The sequence below is a fragment of the Kribbella kalugense genome, assembly GCF_004365875.1.
Classification (GTDB): domain Bacteria; phylum Actinomycetota; class Actinomycetes; order Propionibacteriales; family Kribbellaceae; genus Kribbella; species Kribbella kalugense.
The window spans coordinates 842,309-858,942 of sequence record NZ_SODF01000003.1 but is presented as its reverse complement, the minus strand read 5'-3'; the positions used below and the strand labels follow the sequence as shown (position 1 = coordinate 858,942).

The following is a 16,634-nucleotide window of genomic DNA, read 5'->3' as shown; positions in this document are numbered from 1 at the left end:
CATGCGGGTCGCCGTCTTCCACCCGGGAGCGATGGGCTCGAAGTTGGCTGCGCAATTGGTTGCTGCGGGCCACGAAGTGCAGTGGGTTCCGGAGGGCCGGAGCGAGGCGTCGAAGGCGCGTGCTGACGAGGCTGGGTTGATTGGTACGTCGTTTGCCGAAGCGGTCGGCGGGGCCGAGGCGGTGCTGTGTTCTTGTGCTCCGCAAGGTGCTGTCGAGATCGCCAGGCAGGTCGGGCGCGAGGGCTTCGGAGGGATCTACATCGAGGCCAACCCGTTGTCGCCGATGTCGTTGCGTGAGGCTCAGTCCGCAGTACCGGATGCGACGTTCGTCGACGCCGGTGTGGTCGGTCCGCCTCCGACTGGTGGGCCGAGTCCGACGCATCTGATGCTGTCCGGTACGGCGGCTGAGCAGGTCGCGGCGTTGTGGGCCGGTACGGCGGTCACGCCGATGGTGGTCGGCTCCGAACCGGGCGCGGCCAGCGCGGCCAAGTCGTCGTACGCGCTCTACAACAAGGGCAAGGCGGCGCTGGCCGTGCTCGCGTTCCAGCTGGCGGAGAAGCACGGCGTCACCGATGCACTCACAGCGCAGCAGATTCGCGCGGACGCCGGTTCGCTGAAGGACCCGGCCCTGCCGGAGCAGCTCCGCAGCGTCGCCTGGCGCTGGGGCCCGGAGTTCGACGAGCTCGCCGAGACCCTGGACGACGCCGGTCTCGAAGGCGACGCTGCCCGCGCCCTCCGTCAGGTCTGGACCAAGCTCACCTGAACGTCGGCTGCCCGTAGTCACGCAGCACGAACGGCGGGATGAGGTCGATCAGCTGGCTCATCGCCTCCGACCGCGCCAGGACATCGGGTACGGCGAAGCTGCCGCGACCCCAGCTGACCAGCGCATTGCCTGCGATCTGCCACTCCAGTCCCGGGTTGTGCTGCACGCACTCCATCATCCGGGGATGCATGACGGCCGACGCGTACCGGTCGTCGTGGCACTCGATCCGGAACCGGTCGTTGAACTGCTGGTTCTCCAGCTCGAGGTCGCGTCCCATGAAGACCCGCCGCAGGCCCGACTCGTGCATCAGCGTGAACGGTGGCAACGAGACCGGCAGGCTCAAGGCGACCACGTGCACGGTGTGCCGCTGCTGAGACTTGCCGTTGTTCGTGACGTACGTGTAGTCGAAGACGCACAGTCCGCGTCCGCGGAACTCGCCGGCGTACGTCATGCCGGGATCGCCGCTCGCCGGGAAGAGGTTTCCCGCGACCTGCAGGAGCCACGGGTTCGGCGGGACCAAGGCCCACCCGACCGCCGCGACCTGCGCCGCACGCTCGAGTGCGGCCGCCCGGCGGCGCCGTGTGGTCCAGACCACCAGCCAGGCCACGCCCGCGAGCATCACCAGCGGAATGAGCAGACTGACCACGGCGAACGGAGCGAACACGAGAGCAACGTACCGAAGGTGAGGGCCGGTCCAAGCACCCCTGAGGTACGGATTTCTCGTCTGGCCGGGGTGGTGGGTAGACTGTTTTGGTTGCCTCGGCGAGGGACGCCCCCCGTGAACTGTTGGGCGCGGCTCCGTGATCGACGCGGTGGTTCGTTGCCTGACGCCTTCTCGGGGTCAGCAGGCGCCCGCTGAGGCCGCAGCCGAGTTCTAACCAGACAACTGATCACCGCAACGCTTTTGAGGAGTTCATCTCGTGGCCGAGGTCAAGATCCAAGCCGAATCGCGTACGGAGTTCGGCAAGGGGGCTGCCCGCCGAATCCGCCGGGACAACAAGGTTCCCGCCGTCCTCTACGGCCACGGCAGTGACCCGGTGCACATCACGCTGCCCGGTCACGACACCATGCTGGCCCTGAAGACCGCCAACGCCCTGCTGATGATCGAGGTCGAGGGTGGCGAGTCCCACCTGGCGCTGCCGAAGCAGGTCCAGCGCGACCCGATCAAGGGCTTCATCGAGCACGTCGACCTGGTCATCGTCCGCCGTGGCGAGAAGGTTCAGGTCGACATCGCGGTCCACCTCGAGGGCGAGGCCGTCAGCGACGCCCTGGTCGTCCTGGAAGCGCAGAGCATCCTGGTCGAGGCCGAGGCGACCCACATTCCGGACGGCGTCACGGTCTCCATCGAGGGCCTCGAGGTCGGCGCGCAGATCCACGCCTCCGACCTGACCCTGCCGACCGGGACCACGCTGGCGATCGAGCCGGACACCCTGATCGTGAACATCACCGCCCAGCAGACCGCCGAGCAGGCCGAGGCGGAGCTGGCCGAGGCCGAGGCCGAAGCCGGCATCGAGCGCGCCGAGCCGGAGGCCGCGGAGCCGGTGGCCGCCGCAGCCGAGTAATCTGCTGCCGCAGCACCTATCTTCGGGAGGGCCGGGATCCGTGGCGGACGACGTGTGGTTGGTCGTCGGGCTGGGGAATCCCGGCCCTTCGTATGCCCGCACCCGGCACAACATCGGTCACCTCGTCGCCGACGAGCTGGCCGCCCGGACCGGCGGCAAGTGGAAGCAGAGCAAGCAGGTCAAGGCCGAGGTGATCGAGACCCGGGTCAGCGGCCTGCGGACGGTGCTGGCCAAGCCCCGCGCGTACATGAACGAGTCCGGGGGACCGGTCTCCGGGCTGCTGAAGTTCTTCAAGCTCGACCCGGCCAACCTGGTCGTCGTGCACGACGAGCTGGACATCGACTTCGGCGTACTGCGGTGCAAGTTCGGCGGCGGGGACAACGGCCACAACGGGCTCAAGTCGCTGCGGAAATCGCTTGGCACCGGTGAGTACTATCGAATCCGGTTCGGTGTGGGTCGTCCGCCGGGCCGGCAGGCCCCCGCCGACTTCGTCCTCAACGAGTTCTCCCCCACCGAACGCAAGGACCTCCCGTTCGCCGTGGACCGAACCGCGGATGCCGTGGAGTGCCTGCTCACCGACGGCCTAGACGCCACCCAAGGGAAGTACAACTCGTGAAACTGAGCGGTCTGGTCGACACCCTGATCACCGATCCGGTGGTGTCCGAGGCCGTTCGTGACGCCCGGAGCGACGGCGTCACGACCCTCGACCTGAGCGCGCCGACGCCGGTGCGCCCGGTCCTGCTCGCCGCGATCGCCGCGGCCCAGAACGGCGCCGGCCGCCCGGTCCTCGCGGTCACCGCCACCTTCCGCGAGGCCGAGGAGCTCACCGAGGCGCTGCAGTGCCTGGTCGAAGAGCCCGGCACCGTCGCCTACTACCCCGCCTGGGAGACCCTCCCGCACGAGCGCCTGTCGCCCCGGTCCGACACGGTCGGCCGCCGGCTTGCGGTACTGCGACGCCTCGCGCATCCGGATCCGTCCGACGAGACGACCGGTCCGATCAGGATCCTGGTCGCCCCGGTGCGGTCCGTGCTCCAGCCGCAGGTCGCCGGCCTGGCCGACCTCAAGCCGGTGCAGCTGCACGTCGGTGACTCGGTCGAGCTCGAGGACGTCGTCGAGCGGCTCGCGGCAGCGGCGTACCACCGGGTGGACCTGGTCGAGCGGCGCGGTGAGTTCGCGGTCCGCGGCGGCATCATCGACGTCTTCCCGCCGACCGAGGAGCACCCGCTGCGGGTCGACTTCTTCGGCGACGACGTAGAAGAGATCCGGTACTTCGCGGTTGCCGATCAGCGCTCGCTGGACATCGCCGAGCACGGTCTGTGGGCGCCGCCCTGCCGGGAGCTGCTGCTGACCGACGAGGTCCGTGCGCGGGCCGCCGTACTGGCGAAGGAACACCCCGAGCTGGCCGAGCTGTTCGAGAAGCTCGCCGAGGGACATGCGGTCGAGGGGATGGAGTCGCTAGCTCCGGTTCTCGTCGACGAGATGGAGCTGCTGGTCGACCTGATGCCGGCCGGTGCGCACGTCATCGTCAGCGACCCCGAGCGGGTCCGGGCTCGTGCGCACGACCTGGTCGCGACCAGCCAGGAGTTCCTCGACGCATCCTGGGCCGCGGCCGCCGGTGGCGGCGAGGCCCCGATCGACCTCGGCGCGGCGGCGTACATGTCGCTGGGTGACGTCCGATCGCATGCCCTGGGCAAGGGCCTGGCCTGGTGGAGCCTCTCGCCGTTCGCCGCAGCCCCGACCGATGTGCCCGAGCTGCGGGACTCAATGGGCGAGCGGATCGCGTTCGACATCGACACCGACACCGGATCGGTTACCAGCAAGATTCTTGCCGTCCACGAGGTCGACCCGTACCGCGGTGAGACGGCGGCCGCGGCCGAGGACATTCGTGCTTGGCTCCGGGACGGCTGGCGGGTCGTCTGCGTCACGGAAGGACATGGTCCGGCGGAGCGGCTGGCCGAGGTGTTCTCCGAGGCGGAGCTGCCGGCCCGGGTGGTCGACGGGATCGAGGAGATCCCCGAGCCCGGCGTCGTACTGATCTCGCAAGGTCAGCTGGAACACGGGTTCATTGCCGACGGCATCAAGTTCGCCGTACTGACCGAGAACGACCTGGCCGGCCAGCGGTCGATGGCCGAACGCCGTTCCCAGCAACGGATGCCGTCGCGCCGGAAGAAGACGATCGACCCGCTGGAGCTGCAGCCCGGCGACTACGTCGTCCACGAGCAGCACGGCGTGGGCCGGTACGTCGAGATGATGCAGCGGACCGTCGGCACGGGGGCTCAGAAGGCCACCCGCGAGTACGTCGTGATCGAGTTCGCGCCGAGCAAACGCGGTCAACCCGGCGACCGGCTGTACGTGCCGACCGACCAGCTCGACCAGGTCACCCGGTACGTCGGCGGCGAGCAGCCGACGCTGGACAAGATGGGCGGCGGCGACTGGGCCAAGCGCAAGGGCCGCGCCCGCAAGGCGGTCCGGCAGATCGCCGGCGAGCTGATCAAGCTGTACGCCGCCCGCCAGGCGACCAAGGGGCACGCGTTCGCCAAGGACACCCCGTGGCAGCGTGAGCTCGAGGACGCGTTCCCGTTCGTGGAGACGCCGGACCAGCTCGCCACCATCGACGACGTCAAGCACGACATGGAACGCGTCATGCCGATGGACCGGATCGTCTGCGGCGACGTGGGCTACGGCAAGACCGAGATCGCCGTACGCGCGGCCTTCAAGGCAGTGCAGGACGGCAAGCAGGTCGCCGTACTCGTGCCGACGACCCTGCTCGTGCAGCAGCACTACGCGACCTTCGCCGAGCGGTACGCCGCCTTCCCGGTGAACGTGGCCCCGCTGTCGCGATTCCAGACCGACAAGGAGGCGAAGGCCACCATCGACGGTCTCGCCGACGGGTCGGTCGACGTGGTGATCGGGACGCACCGACTGTTCAGCGGCGAGGTCGCGTTCAAGGATCTCGGGCTGGTCGTGGTCGACGAGGAGCAGCGGTTCGGCGTCGAGCACAAGGAGCAGCTCAAGCGGCTGCGGACCGCGGTCGACGTACTCACCATGTCTGCGACGCCGATCCCGCGGACCCTGGAGATGTCGATCACCGGGATCCGGGAGATGTCGACGATCGCGACCCCGCCGGAGGAGCGGCACCCGGTGCTGACTTTCGTCGGCGCGTACGACGAGCACCAGGTGACCGCCGCGATCCGGCGCGAACTGCTCCGCGAGGGCCAGGTCTTCGTCGTCCACAACCGGGTCAACACGATCGAGAAGGCCGCCGCCCGGATCCGCCAGCTCGTGCCCGAGGCCCGGGTCGCGGTCGCACACGGCCAGATGAACGAACACACCCTGGAGAACGTGATCCAGGGCTTTTGGGAGAAGCAGTCCGACGTGATCGTGTGTACGACGATCGTCGAGTCCGGGATCGACATCTCGAACGCGAACACGATGATCATCGAGCGCTCCGATCTGCTCGGTCTGTCCCAGCTACACCAGCTCCGCGGTCGCGTCGGTCGTGGCCGGGAGCGCGCGTACGCGTACTTCTTCTTCCCGCCGGAGAAGCCGCTCACCGAGACCGCCCACGACCGGCTGGCCACGATCGCGCAGCACGCCGACCTGGGTGGCGGTATGGCGGTCGCGATGAAGGACCTGGAGATCCGCGGCGCCGGCAACCTGCTCGGCGGCGAGCAGTCCGGACACATCGCGGACGTCGGGTTCGATCTCTATGTGCGGTTGGTCGGCGAGGCGGTCGCGGAGTACCGCGGCGACACCCAGGCCGAGGAGCCCGAGGTCAAGATCGAGCTGCCGATCGACGCCCACCTGCCGCACGACTACATCCCGTCGCAGCGGCTCCGGCTGGAGATGTACCAGCGGCTCGCGGCGGTCCGGGATGAGGAGGGCATCGCCGAGCTGGTCGAGGAGTTGCACGACCGGTACGGCGACATTCCGCCGGCGGTGCTGAACCTGATCGAGGTGGCGAAGTTCCGCAACCACGCCCGCCGGGCAGGGCTGCACGACGTCACGCTGCAGGGCAATCTGATCCGGTTCGGGCCGGTCGAGCTGCCCGATTCGAAGGTGCTCCGGCTGAACAGGCTGTACCCGAAGAGTCTGGTGAAGCCGCAACTGCATACCATTCTGGTGCCACGACCTGCCACCCGGCAGATCGGCGGTCAGCCGCTCCGTGACCAGGAGTTGCTGCAATGGTGCACCCGGTTGATCGACGACGTGATCGCCGAACCTATTGTGGTGCCGGCGTAGGTGGGCAAAAACATGCGAGGAGATTCGGTGAGCACACGGCTTCGGGCTCTCGGTGCGGTGGTGGCGATGGTGCTGCTGACCGGTGGATGCGCGGCGGGCACGCACCCGGGCGCGGCAGCTGTGGTCGGCGGGACCGAGATCAGCATCAACCAGGTCGACAAGACCTCGCGAGCGGTCAGCGCGGCGCTCGGGAACGACTACACCAGCAAGTTCGCGCTGAGTGACCTGGTGACGAACGTGCTCGCTGCGCAGATCCAGCAGGAGAAGTCGATCCCGGTCAGCGCCGCGGAGACCGCTGCCGCGGCGAAGAGCGCGGTCGGCGGCGACGAGGCGACGTACCAGAAGTTCCAGACCGACTCGGTGTCGAAGGACTTCCTGAACGCGGTCGCGACGTCGGTGATGGTCACGGTCAAGCTCGGCGGCGGCACGGTCCAGAACCTGCAGGACCAGGCGGTCCTGCAGAAGGGCACGCTGGCGATGCGCGACGCCTCGAAGAGCATCGACGTCACGGTCGCGCCGCGCTTCGGCCAATGGACCGACGGCCAGATCAACAGCACGATCTCCGGGTCGCTGTCGAAGGAGTCCGACCAGACCAAGGCCAAGCGCGAGGCCACCGCCACGCCAGAGCCGGGCCAGGGCTGACGCCTGATGGTTGAGCCCGCGGGCGGGATCAAGGTCGTCCTCACGAGTCCTCGTATCGCTCCCGGGCTGCTCACCCGCGCCACCTGGCAGGCCCTCGAGGCAGCCGACGAGATCGGCGCGGCAGGCGGTCCAGAGCATCCCGACGTACAGGCTGTGATCGGCTCCGGGCTGGTGGTCACGCAGGTCGAGGCGGACGCCTGGTCGTGGCTGTCGTCCGCGGCTGTCGCCGGCCGTCAGGTGGTCTGGCTGACGGGGGATGACGGGGAGCCCGGTCTGCTGCGGGTCGTCGCGGATGCACGGACCCGCGATCCTCACGCGCCGTATGAAGTGGAGATCCTGCACGGGTCGTACGACGTACCGGGGGCTCGGCTGATCGATCTGGTCCGGGTGATGGACCGGCTGCGGCGGAACTGCCCTTGGGACCAGGAGCAGACGCACGAGAGCCTGGCGAAGTATCTGCTCGAGGAGACGTACGAAACCCTCGAGGCGATCGACACCGGCGACCTCTCGCACCTGCAGGAGGAGTTGGGTGATCTGCTGCTGCAGGTCGCGTTCCACTCCCGCATCGCTGAAGACTCCGAAGACGGCTTCACCATCGACGACGTCTCCGGAGGCATCGTCGAGAAGCTGATCCGCCGCCACCCCCACGTCTTCGGCACGGTCGACGCCGCCGACGCGGCCGCGGTCGAAGCCAACTGGGAAACCATCAAGGCCGCGGAGAAACAACGCAACTCAGTCCTCGAAGGCATCCCCCTGGCGTTGCCCGCTCTGGCCCTGGCTGACAAGGTCTTGGGCCGGTCCGCGAAGGTCCTGCCGCCGGATGCCTCGCCCGAGGCCGAGCCGACGGTCGCCTCCGCGCAGGAGATCGGCCCGGAGTTGCTCGCCATCGTGCGCGAAGCCCGCCGCCTCGGCGTCGACGCGGAGCAGGCGCTCCGGACCGCGGTCGGCGAGCTGGCCGACCAGGTCCGCGCCGCCGAAACCGCCTGACCTCCTAGGGCCCGTCCAGCTGACCTACTTGGGCCCGTCCAGCAGGGCGCGGAGCGCGTCTCGATGGGCGGCGTACGCCTGGGTCCCCGCCTTCGTCATCCGGTACGTCGTCGTGGCGCCGCGGCCGTGACCGGTCTTGGTGGTGGCGACGTACCCGGCCGACTCGAGGGCCGACATGTGCTTGGACAGGTCGGAGTCACTCACCTCCAGGTAGTCCTTGAGGAACCGGAAGGTCACCGTGGTGGCGTTGGCCAGCACGGCCATCGCCGCCAGCCGTTTCGGCGCGTGGATCACCGGGTCGAGTCCATCGATCACCCGAGACGCTCCCGGACCTGCGCGGCGGCGACGGCGTACCGGCGTTCGTAGTACCAGATGCCGGCCGTCACCAGCACGAACGCGGTCACCGCGGCCGCGAGCAGTCCGGCCAACCACCAGACCAGCCCGACGACCAGCGCGACCACCGGCACCGCGACGAAGTACCGAACCCAAATTCGCGCGATCTCCCGCGGCGGGCGGCCGCGCCCCGGAAACGGCATCGCACCGTGCCGCCGCTGCATCCAGGTCAGGAATCCGGCCTCCAGCGCGATCAGGACAACCAGCGATCCGACGAACAGCACGCCGTTCTCCCGCCACCAGGCGAAGACCCCGATCAGACCCGCCACCCAGAGCCCGACGACCGGCGGATACCACCACGGCGTCTTCGGGTAGCTCACGTACGGCGCCGCCTCGGCCCGCTCGATGATCCGCAGCTGCTCCTCCGCATCACTTTCCACACCGGAAAGCTAACCAATAACTTTCCACTTTGGCAAGTAGGCGGTCTGCGTGCCTAACGACAGGAGGTGTCGGGCGGGAGGTAGTACACCTGAGCGTCGGGGTCGCCGTGCGTACGGCGTATCGGCGGTGTACTACCTGTCCTTCGGGCACGAACCTGGGTAGCTGAGAGGGTGGGTGGGTGGATGTTGCTGGGGTGCTGCGGGAGCGGTGGGATCTGAAGCCTTTGCGGGTGGAGGTTTTGACTGGGGGGATGAACTCGGCTGCTTGGTTGGCTGCTGGGGATGGGTGGCGGGTGGTGTTGAAGGCTGTCGAGTTGGGGGACTCGGCGTTCGAGCCTGGGCTGGAGTTGGCGGCTCGGCTGGATGACGGTGGTGTGATGACTGGGCGTCCGCGGCTGAGCAAGGGTGGGCGTCTCGTGGAGCGCGTAGACGGTCCGCAGGTCGCCGTGCTGGAGTACGTCGGTGGCACCGAGCTGGCTGAGAGCCCGGAGGATCAGGCGGCGATCGGCGACCTGCTCGGGCGGGTGCACACGATCGCCGCTCTGGAGCCCGGGGACCTTGATGACTGGCTCCAGTTGCTGACCCAGTTCGATGAGTACCTGGACCTTGAGCCATGGATCCGTCCCGCGGTGGAGAACGCGATCGCCGGAGCCTGGGCGCTCGGACCCGTCTCCTGGGCCTGGCTGCACGGCGACCCCGCGGCCGAAGCCTTCCTCCGCCAACCCGACGGCCAAGTAGCCCTCATCGACTGGGGCAGCGCGATGCAGGGCCCGATCCTGTACGACGTCGCCTCAGCCGTCATGTACGCCGGCTCCCCGGATCACGTCGTACCCGCCTACCTACACCAACGCCCCGAGCTCACCCACGAACTCGCCCGAGGCCTGACCCCCTACCTCCACATCCGCTGGGCCGTCCAAGCCACCTACTTCGCCTGGCGAACCGCGAACAACATCCTCACCGGCATCTCCACCCCCACCGAAAACCACAGAGGCCTATCCGACGCCCGCCGTTGTTTCGAAGCGTGAAGCCTTGGAGAACAGTCGGTGTCGGGCGTAGAAGTCTTGCTGGGTGTGGATTCTGGCGATCTCGAGGTGTTTCTGGCGGCTAACGGTGTGTTATTGACGCGGGAGGTACCGGTGGATGCGATCGTTAGGGTCGACGCGGTCCACTGAGGCTGGTGGTCTGGAGGCTAGGCTCGGGACCGATTCGTCATCGAGAACTTGGGAGTCAATAGTGGCCACCATCGAGGCCGTCGGCGCCCGCGAGATCCTCGACTCGCGCGGCAACCCCACTGTCGAGGTCGAGGTACTGCTCGACGACGACACCGTCGCCCGGGCGGCAGTGCCTTCGGGCGCGTCCACCGGTCAGTTCGAGGCCGTCGAGCTGCGGGACGGTGACAAGGCCCGGTACGGCGGCAAGGGCGTCCAGAACGCGATCACCGCGATCCTGGAGGACATCGACAAGGAGATCGTCGGGTACGACGTCCACGAGCAGCGGCTGATCGACCAGGCCCTGCTCGACCTGGACGGCACCCCGAACAAGGCCAAGCTGGGCGCGAACGCCATCCTCGGCGTCAGCCTGGCGGTCGCGAAGGCGGCGGCGGACAGCTCCGGCCTGCCGCTGTTCCGGTACGTCGGCGGCCCGAACGCGCACGTTCTGCCGGTGCCGATGATGAACATCCTGAACGGCGGCGCGCACGCGGACAGCAACGTCGACGTGCAGGAGTTCATGATCGCCCCGATCGGAGCCCCGACGTACGCCGAGGCACTGATGCAGGGCGCCGGCGTCTACCACGCGCTGAAGGCAGTGCTGAAGGAGCGCGGCCTGTCCACCGGTCTCGGCGACGAGGGCGGTTTCGCGCCGAACCTGGAGAGCAACCGCGAGGCGCTCGACCTGATCCTGGTCGCGATCGAGAAGGCCGGCCTGCAGGCGGGCAAGGACATCGCGCTGGCGATGGATGTGGCCGCGAGCGAGTTCTTCACCGACGGTGTGTACGCGTTCGAGGGCGGCAAGAAGTCGGCCGACGAGATGATCGCGTACTACGCCGACCTGGTGTCGTCGTACCCGATCGTCTCGATCGAGGACCCGCTGAACGAGGAGGACTGGGACGGCTGGAAGAGCCTGACCGGTCAGCTCGGCGACAAGATCCAGATCGTCGGCGACGACCTGTTCGTCACCAACGTCGAGCGGCTGCAGCGCGGCATCACCGAGAAGTCGGCGAACAGCCTGCTGGTCAAGGTGAACCAGATCGGCTCGCTGAGCGAGACGCTGGACGCCGTCGACCTGGCCCACCGCAGCGGCTTCAGCTGCATGATGAGCCACCGCTCGGGCGAGACCGAGGACACCACGATCGCCGACCTCGCGGTCGCGACCAACTGCGGCCAGATCAAGTCCGGCGCCCCGGCCCGGTCCGACCGTACCGCGAAGTACAACCAGCTGCTCCGGATCGAGGAGGAGCTCGACGACGCGGCGACGTACGCCGGTCGCTCGGCCTTCCCGCGTTTCCAGGGCTGACCTGAGGAGCTACTGACATGCCGTCCCGTCGGGAATCCGGTGCACGACCTGGCTCGCGTCCGTCGAGCCGGACCCAGTCGCGTCCACCGGCCCGGCGGGGCGACCAGCCGAAACGCCGTACGGCGGGAGCCCAGGCCGACCCGGCTCGGACCCGCGGTTCCCGCAACCTGACCGGCCGGGCGGCCGTCGTACTGCTCGTGCTCGGCGCACTGATCGTGTCGTACGCGCAGAGCCTGCGGGTCTGGTTCGACCAGCACCAGCAGGTCAGCGCGCTGCAGCAGGAGATCCGGGACCGGCAGAAGCGGGTCGGTGAACTGAACGACGAGATCGCCCGCTGGGGCGACGACGCGTACGTGAAGGCACAGGCCCGCCAGCGGCTCGGCTGGGTGATGCCGGGCGAGGTCGGGTACCGCGTGATCGGCGCGGACGGGAAGCCGGTCGGCGCCCCGCCGGAGCCGTCGACGCCCTCGGACGGTGCGACGGACACACAGAAGCCGACCTGGTACACGAAGCTGTGGGGGAGCGTCGAAGGTGCGGGCAAGCCGCCCGTCGTCGCGACGCCGACGCCCGTCCAGCCGAAGCCCAAGCCGATCCTGACCCCCTCGCCGAAGGCCTCTCGTTGAGCAGTACAGAAGACTCCGAGGCGGTCAGCAAACAGCTCGGCCGGACCGCCCGCGGGATCCGCTCCATCGCCCACCGCTGCGGCTGCGGTCTCCCCGACGTGGTCGAGACCGAGCCCCGACTGCCGGACGGTACGCCGTTCCCCACGACGTACTACGTGACTTGCCCGCGTCTCGCGTCCGCCATCGGGACTCTCGAGGCCTCGGGGATGATGAAAGAGATGACGGACCGTCTGGCGGAGGATCCGGAGCTCGCTGCGCGGTATCGCGCGGCCCATGAGTCGTACCTCGCTCATCGCGAGTCGATCGAACACGTTGAGGAGATCGCCGGTATCACCGCTGGCGGCATGCCTAATCGGGTGAAGTGCTTGCACGTTCTCGTTGGTCATTCGCTGGCGGTCGGTCCTGGCGTGAACCCGTTGGGGGATGAGGCGCTGGAAGCCCTGGACGACTGGGGTCGCCGAGGGCCGTGTGTCTGAGGTGCGAGTTGCGGCAGTTGACTGCGGTACGAATTCGATCCGGCTGCTGATCGCCGATCTGATTGACGGTCGGCTGGTGGAAGTGGATCGTCGGATGACGATCGTCCGCCTTGGTCAAGGTGTGGACGCGACCGGTGCTTTTGCCCCGGAGGCGTTGGAGCGAGTCTTCAAGGCTGCGGACTCGTTTGCCGACGTGGTCCGTGCGGCCGGCGTCTCCCGGATGCGGTTCGTTGCGACCTCGGCTGCCCGGGACGTGTCCAATCGGGACGAGTTCTTTGCGGGGATCCGATCGCGGTTCGGCGTGGATCCCGAGATCATCTCTGGCCGTTCGGAAGCCGAGCTCAGTTTTCGCGGAGCGACCGCATCCCTTGATCTGCCGGCGCCGTACCTCGTTGCCGACATCGGCGGTGGTTCGACGGAGTTGGTCCTGGGCGATGCGAACGGCGTACTCGCGGCTGAGTCGCTCGACATCGGGTCGGTTCGTCTCACCGAACGCCATGTCACCACGGACCCAACCTCAGAAGCCGAACTGGCCGCGATCACCCGGGACGTTGAGGCCCTGCTCGGCACCACCACAGTCCCGCTGACCAGAGCCCGCGCCCTGATCGCCGTCGCCGGGACTGCGACCACCGTGGCCGCGGTCGCCTTGAACCTCCCGGAGTACGACCGCACCGCCGTTCACCACGCTCACCTGCTCGGCGCGGAGTTGCGCACGGCAACCACCTGGCTGACCACCTCAACCCGCGCCCAACGAGCCGCCGTACCGTCGATCCACCCCGGCCGCCTGGACGTCATCGGCGCCGGCGCCGTCATCCTCCAACGCCTCTTCGACCGCATGACCGTCGACGAAGTAACCATCTCCGAACAAGACATCCTCGACGGCGTAGCCCTCACCCTCGCCTAGCGGGCGGCTGTGGATAACCTCGGTCGGGCAAACGCCGTTCGCTGTACGCTCAAGTCAGAAGGAAGCACGCGCGCGGACGCCCTCGAGGGCGATTGCTAGGACGCGGTCGCGTTGGGCCTGGTCGACGAAGCCGGCTGCGGTTAGGCCGCTGACCATGCGCAGGAGGTCGTCGAACGAGACGTCCTTGCGCGCCGCGCCGGCTGCCTGGGCGCGTTCGAACAGCGGCGTACCGGCGGCATACATCGCCTCGCGCGCGGCCTTGAAGTTCTCGGTCTCCCGGTTCAGCGACTCCCAGATCGCCCGCTTCGTCGCGGCGTACTCGACGAACCGGTGCAGCCAGGTCGTGAGCGCCTCCCACGGGGGCAGGTCGGCGACGTCTTCCGCCGCGATGCACAGCTCCTCGATCTCGCCGAAGTAGACCGCGTGCATCAGGTCCCGCCGGTTCGGGAAGTTGCGGTACAGCGTGCCGATCCCGACGCCGGCCTGGCGGGCGATGTCCTCCAGCGAGGCCCCGACCCCCTTGGTCGCGAACGCGTCCCGGGCGGCGGCGAGCAGGGCGTCGAAGTTCCGTCGTGCGTCCGCTCGCTGCGGCCGCCGTACGTCGACCCGCAGGGCGGGCCTGCTCTGCTCACTCACCATTCGCTCACCTTAGCCAGTTAATACCGGAGGCTTGCCTCCGCTATAGTGGAGGCACACCTCGACTTTACCAGGCCGGGGAACTCTTGCGCCGCCTTCAGGCGCACTCACACCCCTTTCGAAGGACTTCTGCATGCCTGTCATCAGGTCTGGCAACCCGCGAGTGACCCTGGCGGTACTCGCCACGGTCGTCGCCTCGTTCTCGATGCTGCAGTCGCTGGTGAGCCCGGCGCTGCCCGTCATCCAGCACGACCTGCACACCACCCCTGGCACGGTCACCTGGGTCTTCACCGCACTTCTGCTCTCAGTCTCGGTCGCAACGCCGCTGCTCGGCCGGATCGGCGACATGGTCGGCAAGGAGCGCACGCTGTTCATCGCGCTGGGCGCGCTCGCCGTCGGCTGCCTGATCGCCGCGCTCGCGCCGAACATCGGCGTACTGATCGCCGCCCGCGTCTTCCAGGGCGTCGGCGGGGCCGTGTTCCCGTTGGCGTTCGGCATCATCCGGGACGAGTTCCCGCCGCAGCGCGTGCCGTCCGTGGTCGGCGTGGTGTCGGCGATCATCGCCGCCGGCGGCGGGCTGGGGATCGTCCTGGCCGGCCCGATCGTGGAGTGGCTCGGCTGGCGCTGGCTGTTCTGGATCCCGATGGCGGTGGTCGCAGCGTCGACCCTGCTGGTCCGCCGCTACGTGCCCGAGTCGCCGAACCGCGTGCCCGGCCGGATCGACTGGCTGGCCGCCGCGTTCCTGTCCGGCTGGCTGATCGCGTTGCTGCTGCCCTTGAGCACCGGTCGCTCGTGGGGCTGGGGCTCGTTGCGTACGACGGGATTGTTCGCGCTGGCCGCCGTACTGCTGGCCGGCTGGATCACCGTCGAACTGCGGTCGCGGAACCCGCTGATCGACATGCGGATGATGCGCCGCCCGGCGGTGTGGACGACGAACCTGGTGGCGCTGCTGTTCGGGGCGGCGATGTTCGCGGTGTACGCGTTCGTACCGCAGTTCCTGCAGATCCCGAAGGCCGCCGGGTTCGGTTTCGGCGCCAGCGTGACGCAGGCCGGGTTGCTGATGCTGCCGATGCTGGTCACGATGGCGATCACCGGGACGCTGAGCGGTCCGCTCGCACCGTGGTTCAACGTGAAGGCGCAGGTTATTTCGGGGTCGGCGTTGAGCCTGGTCGCGGCGCTGCTCTTCGCGGAGTTCCACGACCAGCAGTGGCAGGTGGCGGTCTCCACAGCCCTCTTCGGCATGGGCCTGGGCCTCGCCTACGCGTCCATGACCAGCCTGATCGTCCAGAACGTCCCGCGCGAGCAGACGGGCGCGGCCACCGGCATGAACACCAACATCCGCACGATCGGCGGTTCCATCGGTACGGCGCTGGCCAGCTCCATCATCACCGGCCACGTCCAACCCTCCGGCCTCCCCGCCGAGTCAGGCTTCACCAACACCTTCCTCCTCCTAGCAGCCTTCGCCGCCACAGCCGTCGTACTAGCCCTAGCCATCCCAAGCCCCCGCCGTACTCCGGCCGTCGCGCCGCAAACCCCAGCCATCCAACCCCAGTCAGCCGACGACCTGGTCGCCTAACAACCACCTTGTGCACCAGATCCGTACGTCAAGAGCCCGCCGCCACGGATCTGGTGCACAAAGTGGCCCTCGCTGAGAGACGAGTGTCTCTAGTCTGAGGGGGTGAAGTTTCCGCACCCGTTGACGGGGGAGTTGTTCGACAGTCCGGTCCCGCCCGGCACCGGCTGGCCCGAGGACCCCGCGGTACGGCGTACTCCGGTGGCCCACGACGCCGTCGAGGTCGTGAAGCTCGCCGCAACCGACGACCTGAAAGAACTCGAGGCGAGAGTCTCCGTCTGCCGTGCCTGTCCGCGGCTGGTGGAATGGCGGGAAGACGTTGCCATCGGCAAGCGGAAGTCCTTCGCCGACCAGCCGTACTGGGGACGACCCATCCCGGGGTGGGGTGCCCGAGAGCCCAAGATCCTCATCGCCGGCCTCGCCCCCGCGGCCAACGGCGGGAACCGTACCGGCCGAGTCTTCACAGGCGACCGGTCCGGCGACTGGCTGTTCGCGAGCCTCTACAGGGTCGGCCTAGCCACCCAACCGACCAGCGAACACGCGGGCGACGGCCTCACCCTCATCGGCACCCGCATGATCGCCGCCGTCCGCTGCGCGCCACCCGCCAACAAACCCACCCCCGAGGAGCGCGACACCTGCGCCCCATGGTTCCGCCGCGAACTAGAGCTCGTCCTCCCCACCACCAAGGCCATCGTCTGCCTGGGCAAGTTCGGGTACGACGCCCTGCTCGCCGGACTCGCCTCGCTAGGGGCAGACGTACCCCGCCCGCGACCCAAGTTCGGTCACGCGGTAGAGCATCAGATCCCAACCCCACAAGGCGAAATCACCGTTCTGGGCTGCTTCCACCCCAGCCAGCAGAACACCTTCACCGGCAAACTCACCGAACCCATGATCGACGCCGTCCTCAGGCGCGCGAAAACCCTCGCCGGCGTATGAAGT

General features: G+C 68.4%; 17 protein-coding genes. 13 read left to right on the top strand and 4 right to left on the bottom strand.

Annotated features, from left to right (window positions below; genetic code table 11):
• Position 1: 1 nt before the first annotated feature.
• Positions 2 to 763, top strand: a complete 762-nt coding sequence (locus EV650_RS35485) for a DUF1932 domain-containing protein (protein WP_134123518.1) — start codon at positions 2 to 4, stop codon at positions 761 to 763.
• On the opposite strand, the gene EV650_RS35480 is transcribed toward EV650_RS35485, so the two are convergent.
• The gene (locus EV650_RS35480; RefSeq protein WP_134123517.1) at positions 756 to 1,427 is read right to left on the bottom strand and encodes a hypothetical protein; all 672 of its coding nucleotides are present in this window, start codon (positions 1,425 to 1,427) and stop codon (positions 756 to 758) included. The genes EV650_RS35485 and EV650_RS35480 overlap by 8 nt on opposite strands.
• Before the next feature lie 256 nt (positions 1,428 to 1,683).
• On the opposite strand from EV650_RS35480, the gene EV650_RS35475 reads away from it, so the two are divergent.
• From EV650_RS35475 to EV650_RS35455, 5 genes are read left to right on the top strand one after another with little or no spacing between them, the layout of a single operon-like run.
• Positions 1,684 to 2,325, top strand: a complete 642-nt coding sequence (locus EV650_RS35475; protein ID WP_134123516.1) for a 50S ribosomal protein L25/general stress protein Ctc — start codon at positions 1,684 to 1,686, stop codon at positions 2,323 to 2,325.
• 40 nt (positions 2,326 to 2,365) lie between these two features.
• On the top strand, positions 2,366 to 2,941 hold the full coding sequence (gene pth, locus EV650_RS35470) for an aminoacyl-tRNA hydrolase (RefSeq protein ID WP_134123515.1): 576 nt from the start codon (positions 2,366 to 2,368) through the stop codon (positions 2,939 to 2,941).
• Positions 2,938 to 6,567 (top strand): transcription-repair coupling factor, encoded by a 3,630-nt coding sequence (gene mfd / locus EV650_RS35465; RefSeq protein WP_134123514.1) that lies wholly within the window; start codon positions 2,938 to 2,940, stop codon positions 6,565 to 6,567. The genes pth and mfd overlap by 4 nt, the downstream gene beginning before the upstream one ends.
• Before the next feature lie 27 nt (positions 6,568 to 6,594).
• Positions 6,595 to 7,209 (top strand): hypothetical protein, encoded by a 615-nt coding sequence (locus EV650_RS35460; protein ID WP_238174685.1) that lies wholly within the window; start codon positions 6,595 to 6,597, stop codon positions 7,207 to 7,209.
• Positions 7,210 to 7,215: 6 nt separating this feature from the next.
• Complete coding sequence (locus EV650_RS35455; protein ID WP_134123512.1) at positions 7,216 to 8,196, top strand: nucleoside triphosphate pyrophosphohydrolase; 981 nt, start codon at positions 7,216 to 7,218, stop codon at positions 8,194 to 8,196.
• Between the two features lie 24 nt (positions 8,197 to 8,220).
• Here the strand turns inward: EV650_RS35455 and EV650_RS35450 are convergent, their stop codons facing one another.
• Entirely contained in the window at positions 8,221 to 8,511 is a 291-nt protein-coding gene (locus tag EV650_RS35450; RefSeq protein WP_134123511.1) for a transcriptional regulator, read from the bottom strand.
• The gene (locus EV650_RS35445; protein ID WP_134123510.1) at positions 8,508 to 8,969 is read right to left on the bottom strand and encodes a hypothetical protein; all 462 of its coding nucleotides are present in this window, start codon (positions 8,967 to 8,969) and stop codon (positions 8,508 to 8,510) included. The genes EV650_RS35450 and EV650_RS35445 overlap by 4 nt, the downstream gene beginning before the upstream one ends.
• Positions 8,970 to 9,148: 179 nt before the next feature.
• Between EV650_RS35445 and EV650_RS35440 the strand changes: the two genes are divergently transcribed.
• The 5 genes from EV650_RS35440 to EV650_RS35420 all read left to right on the top strand — a co-directional run bounded on the left by EV650_RS35440 (position 9,149) and on the right by EV650_RS35420 (position 13,486).
• A complete protein-coding gene (locus tag EV650_RS35440) occupies positions 9,149 to 9,994 on the top strand; it encodes a phosphotransferase enzyme family protein (protein WP_369409974.1) in 846 nt (281 codons plus the stop codon).
• A 208-nt stretch (positions 9,995 to 10,202) separates the two neighbouring features.
• Complete coding sequence (gene eno / locus EV650_RS35435; RefSeq protein WP_134123508.1) at positions 10,203 to 11,483, top strand: phosphopyruvate hydratase; 1,281 nt, start codon at positions 10,203 to 10,205, stop codon at positions 11,481 to 11,483.
• Between the two features lie 17 nt (positions 11,484 to 11,500).
• Positions 11,501 to 12,106: an FtsB family cell division protein gene (locus EV650_RS35430; protein ID WP_202875207.1), complete on the top strand. Its 606-nt coding sequence runs from the start codon at positions 11,501 to 11,503 to the stop codon at positions 12,104 to 12,106.
• Positions 12,103 to 12,582 (top strand): DUF501 domain-containing protein, encoded by a 480-nt coding sequence (locus tag EV650_RS35425; protein ID WP_134123507.1) that lies wholly within the window; start codon positions 12,103 to 12,105, stop codon positions 12,580 to 12,582. The genes EV650_RS35430 and EV650_RS35425 overlap by 4 nt, the downstream gene beginning before the upstream one ends.
• Positions 12,530 to 13,486, top strand: coding sequence for a Ppx/GppA phosphatase family protein (locus EV650_RS35420; protein WP_134123506.1), 957 nt, complete (start codon positions 12,530 to 12,532; stop codon positions 13,484 to 13,486). The genes EV650_RS35425 and EV650_RS35420 overlap by 53 nt, the downstream gene beginning before the upstream one ends.
• Positions 13,487 to 13,540: 54 nt before the next feature.
• Here EV650_RS35420 and EV650_RS35415 read toward each other — a convergent pair whose 3' ends face one another.
• Positions 13,541 to 14,125, bottom strand: a complete 585-nt coding sequence (locus EV650_RS35415) for a TetR/AcrR family transcriptional regulator (RefSeq protein ID WP_134123505.1) — start codon at positions 14,123 to 14,125, stop codon at positions 13,541 to 13,543.
• A gap of 130 nt (positions 14,126 to 14,255) precedes the next feature.
• Between EV650_RS35415 and EV650_RS35410 the strand changes: the two genes are divergently transcribed.
• Both EV650_RS35410 and EV650_RS35405 read left to right on the top strand, forming a co-directional pair.
• Positions 14,256 to 15,698 (top strand): MFS transporter, encoded by a 1,443-nt coding sequence (locus EV650_RS35410; protein ID WP_134123504.1) that lies wholly within the window; start codon positions 14,256 to 14,258, stop codon positions 15,696 to 15,698.
• Positions 15,699 to 15,800: 102 nt separating this feature from the next.
• The gene (locus EV650_RS35405; protein WP_134123503.1) at positions 15,801 to 16,631 is read left to right on the top strand and encodes a uracil-DNA glycosylase; all 831 of its coding nucleotides are present in this window, start codon (positions 15,801 to 15,803) and stop codon (positions 16,629 to 16,631) included.
• The last annotated feature ends 3 nt before the right edge of the window (positions 16,632 to 16,634 follow it).

Coding starts and splice junctions, on each gene's coding strand:
- EV650_RS35485 (WP_134123518.1), top strand. CDS start 2: ATGCGGGTCGCCGTCTTCCACCCGGGAGCGATGGGCTCGAAGTTGGCT.
- EV650_RS35455 (WP_134123512.1), top strand. CDS start 7,216: ATGGTTGAGCCCGCGGGCGGGATCAAGGTCGTCCTCACGAGTCCTCGT.
- EV650_RS35415 (WP_134123505.1), bottom strand. CDS start 14,125: ATGGTGAGTGAGCAGAGCAGGCCCGCCCTGCGGGTCGACGTACGGCGG.
- EV650_RS35420 (WP_134123506.1), top strand. CDS start 12,530: ATGAGGCGCTGGAAGCCCTGGACGACTGGGGTCGCCGAGGGCCGTGTG.
- EV650_RS35410 (WP_134123504.1), top strand. CDS start 14,256: ATGCCTGTCATCAGGTCTGGCAACCCGCGAGTGACCCTGGCGGTACTC.
- EV650_RS35430 (WP_202875207.1), top strand. CDS start 11,501: ATGCCGTCCCGTCGGGAATCCGGTGCACGACCTGGCTCGCGTCCGTCG.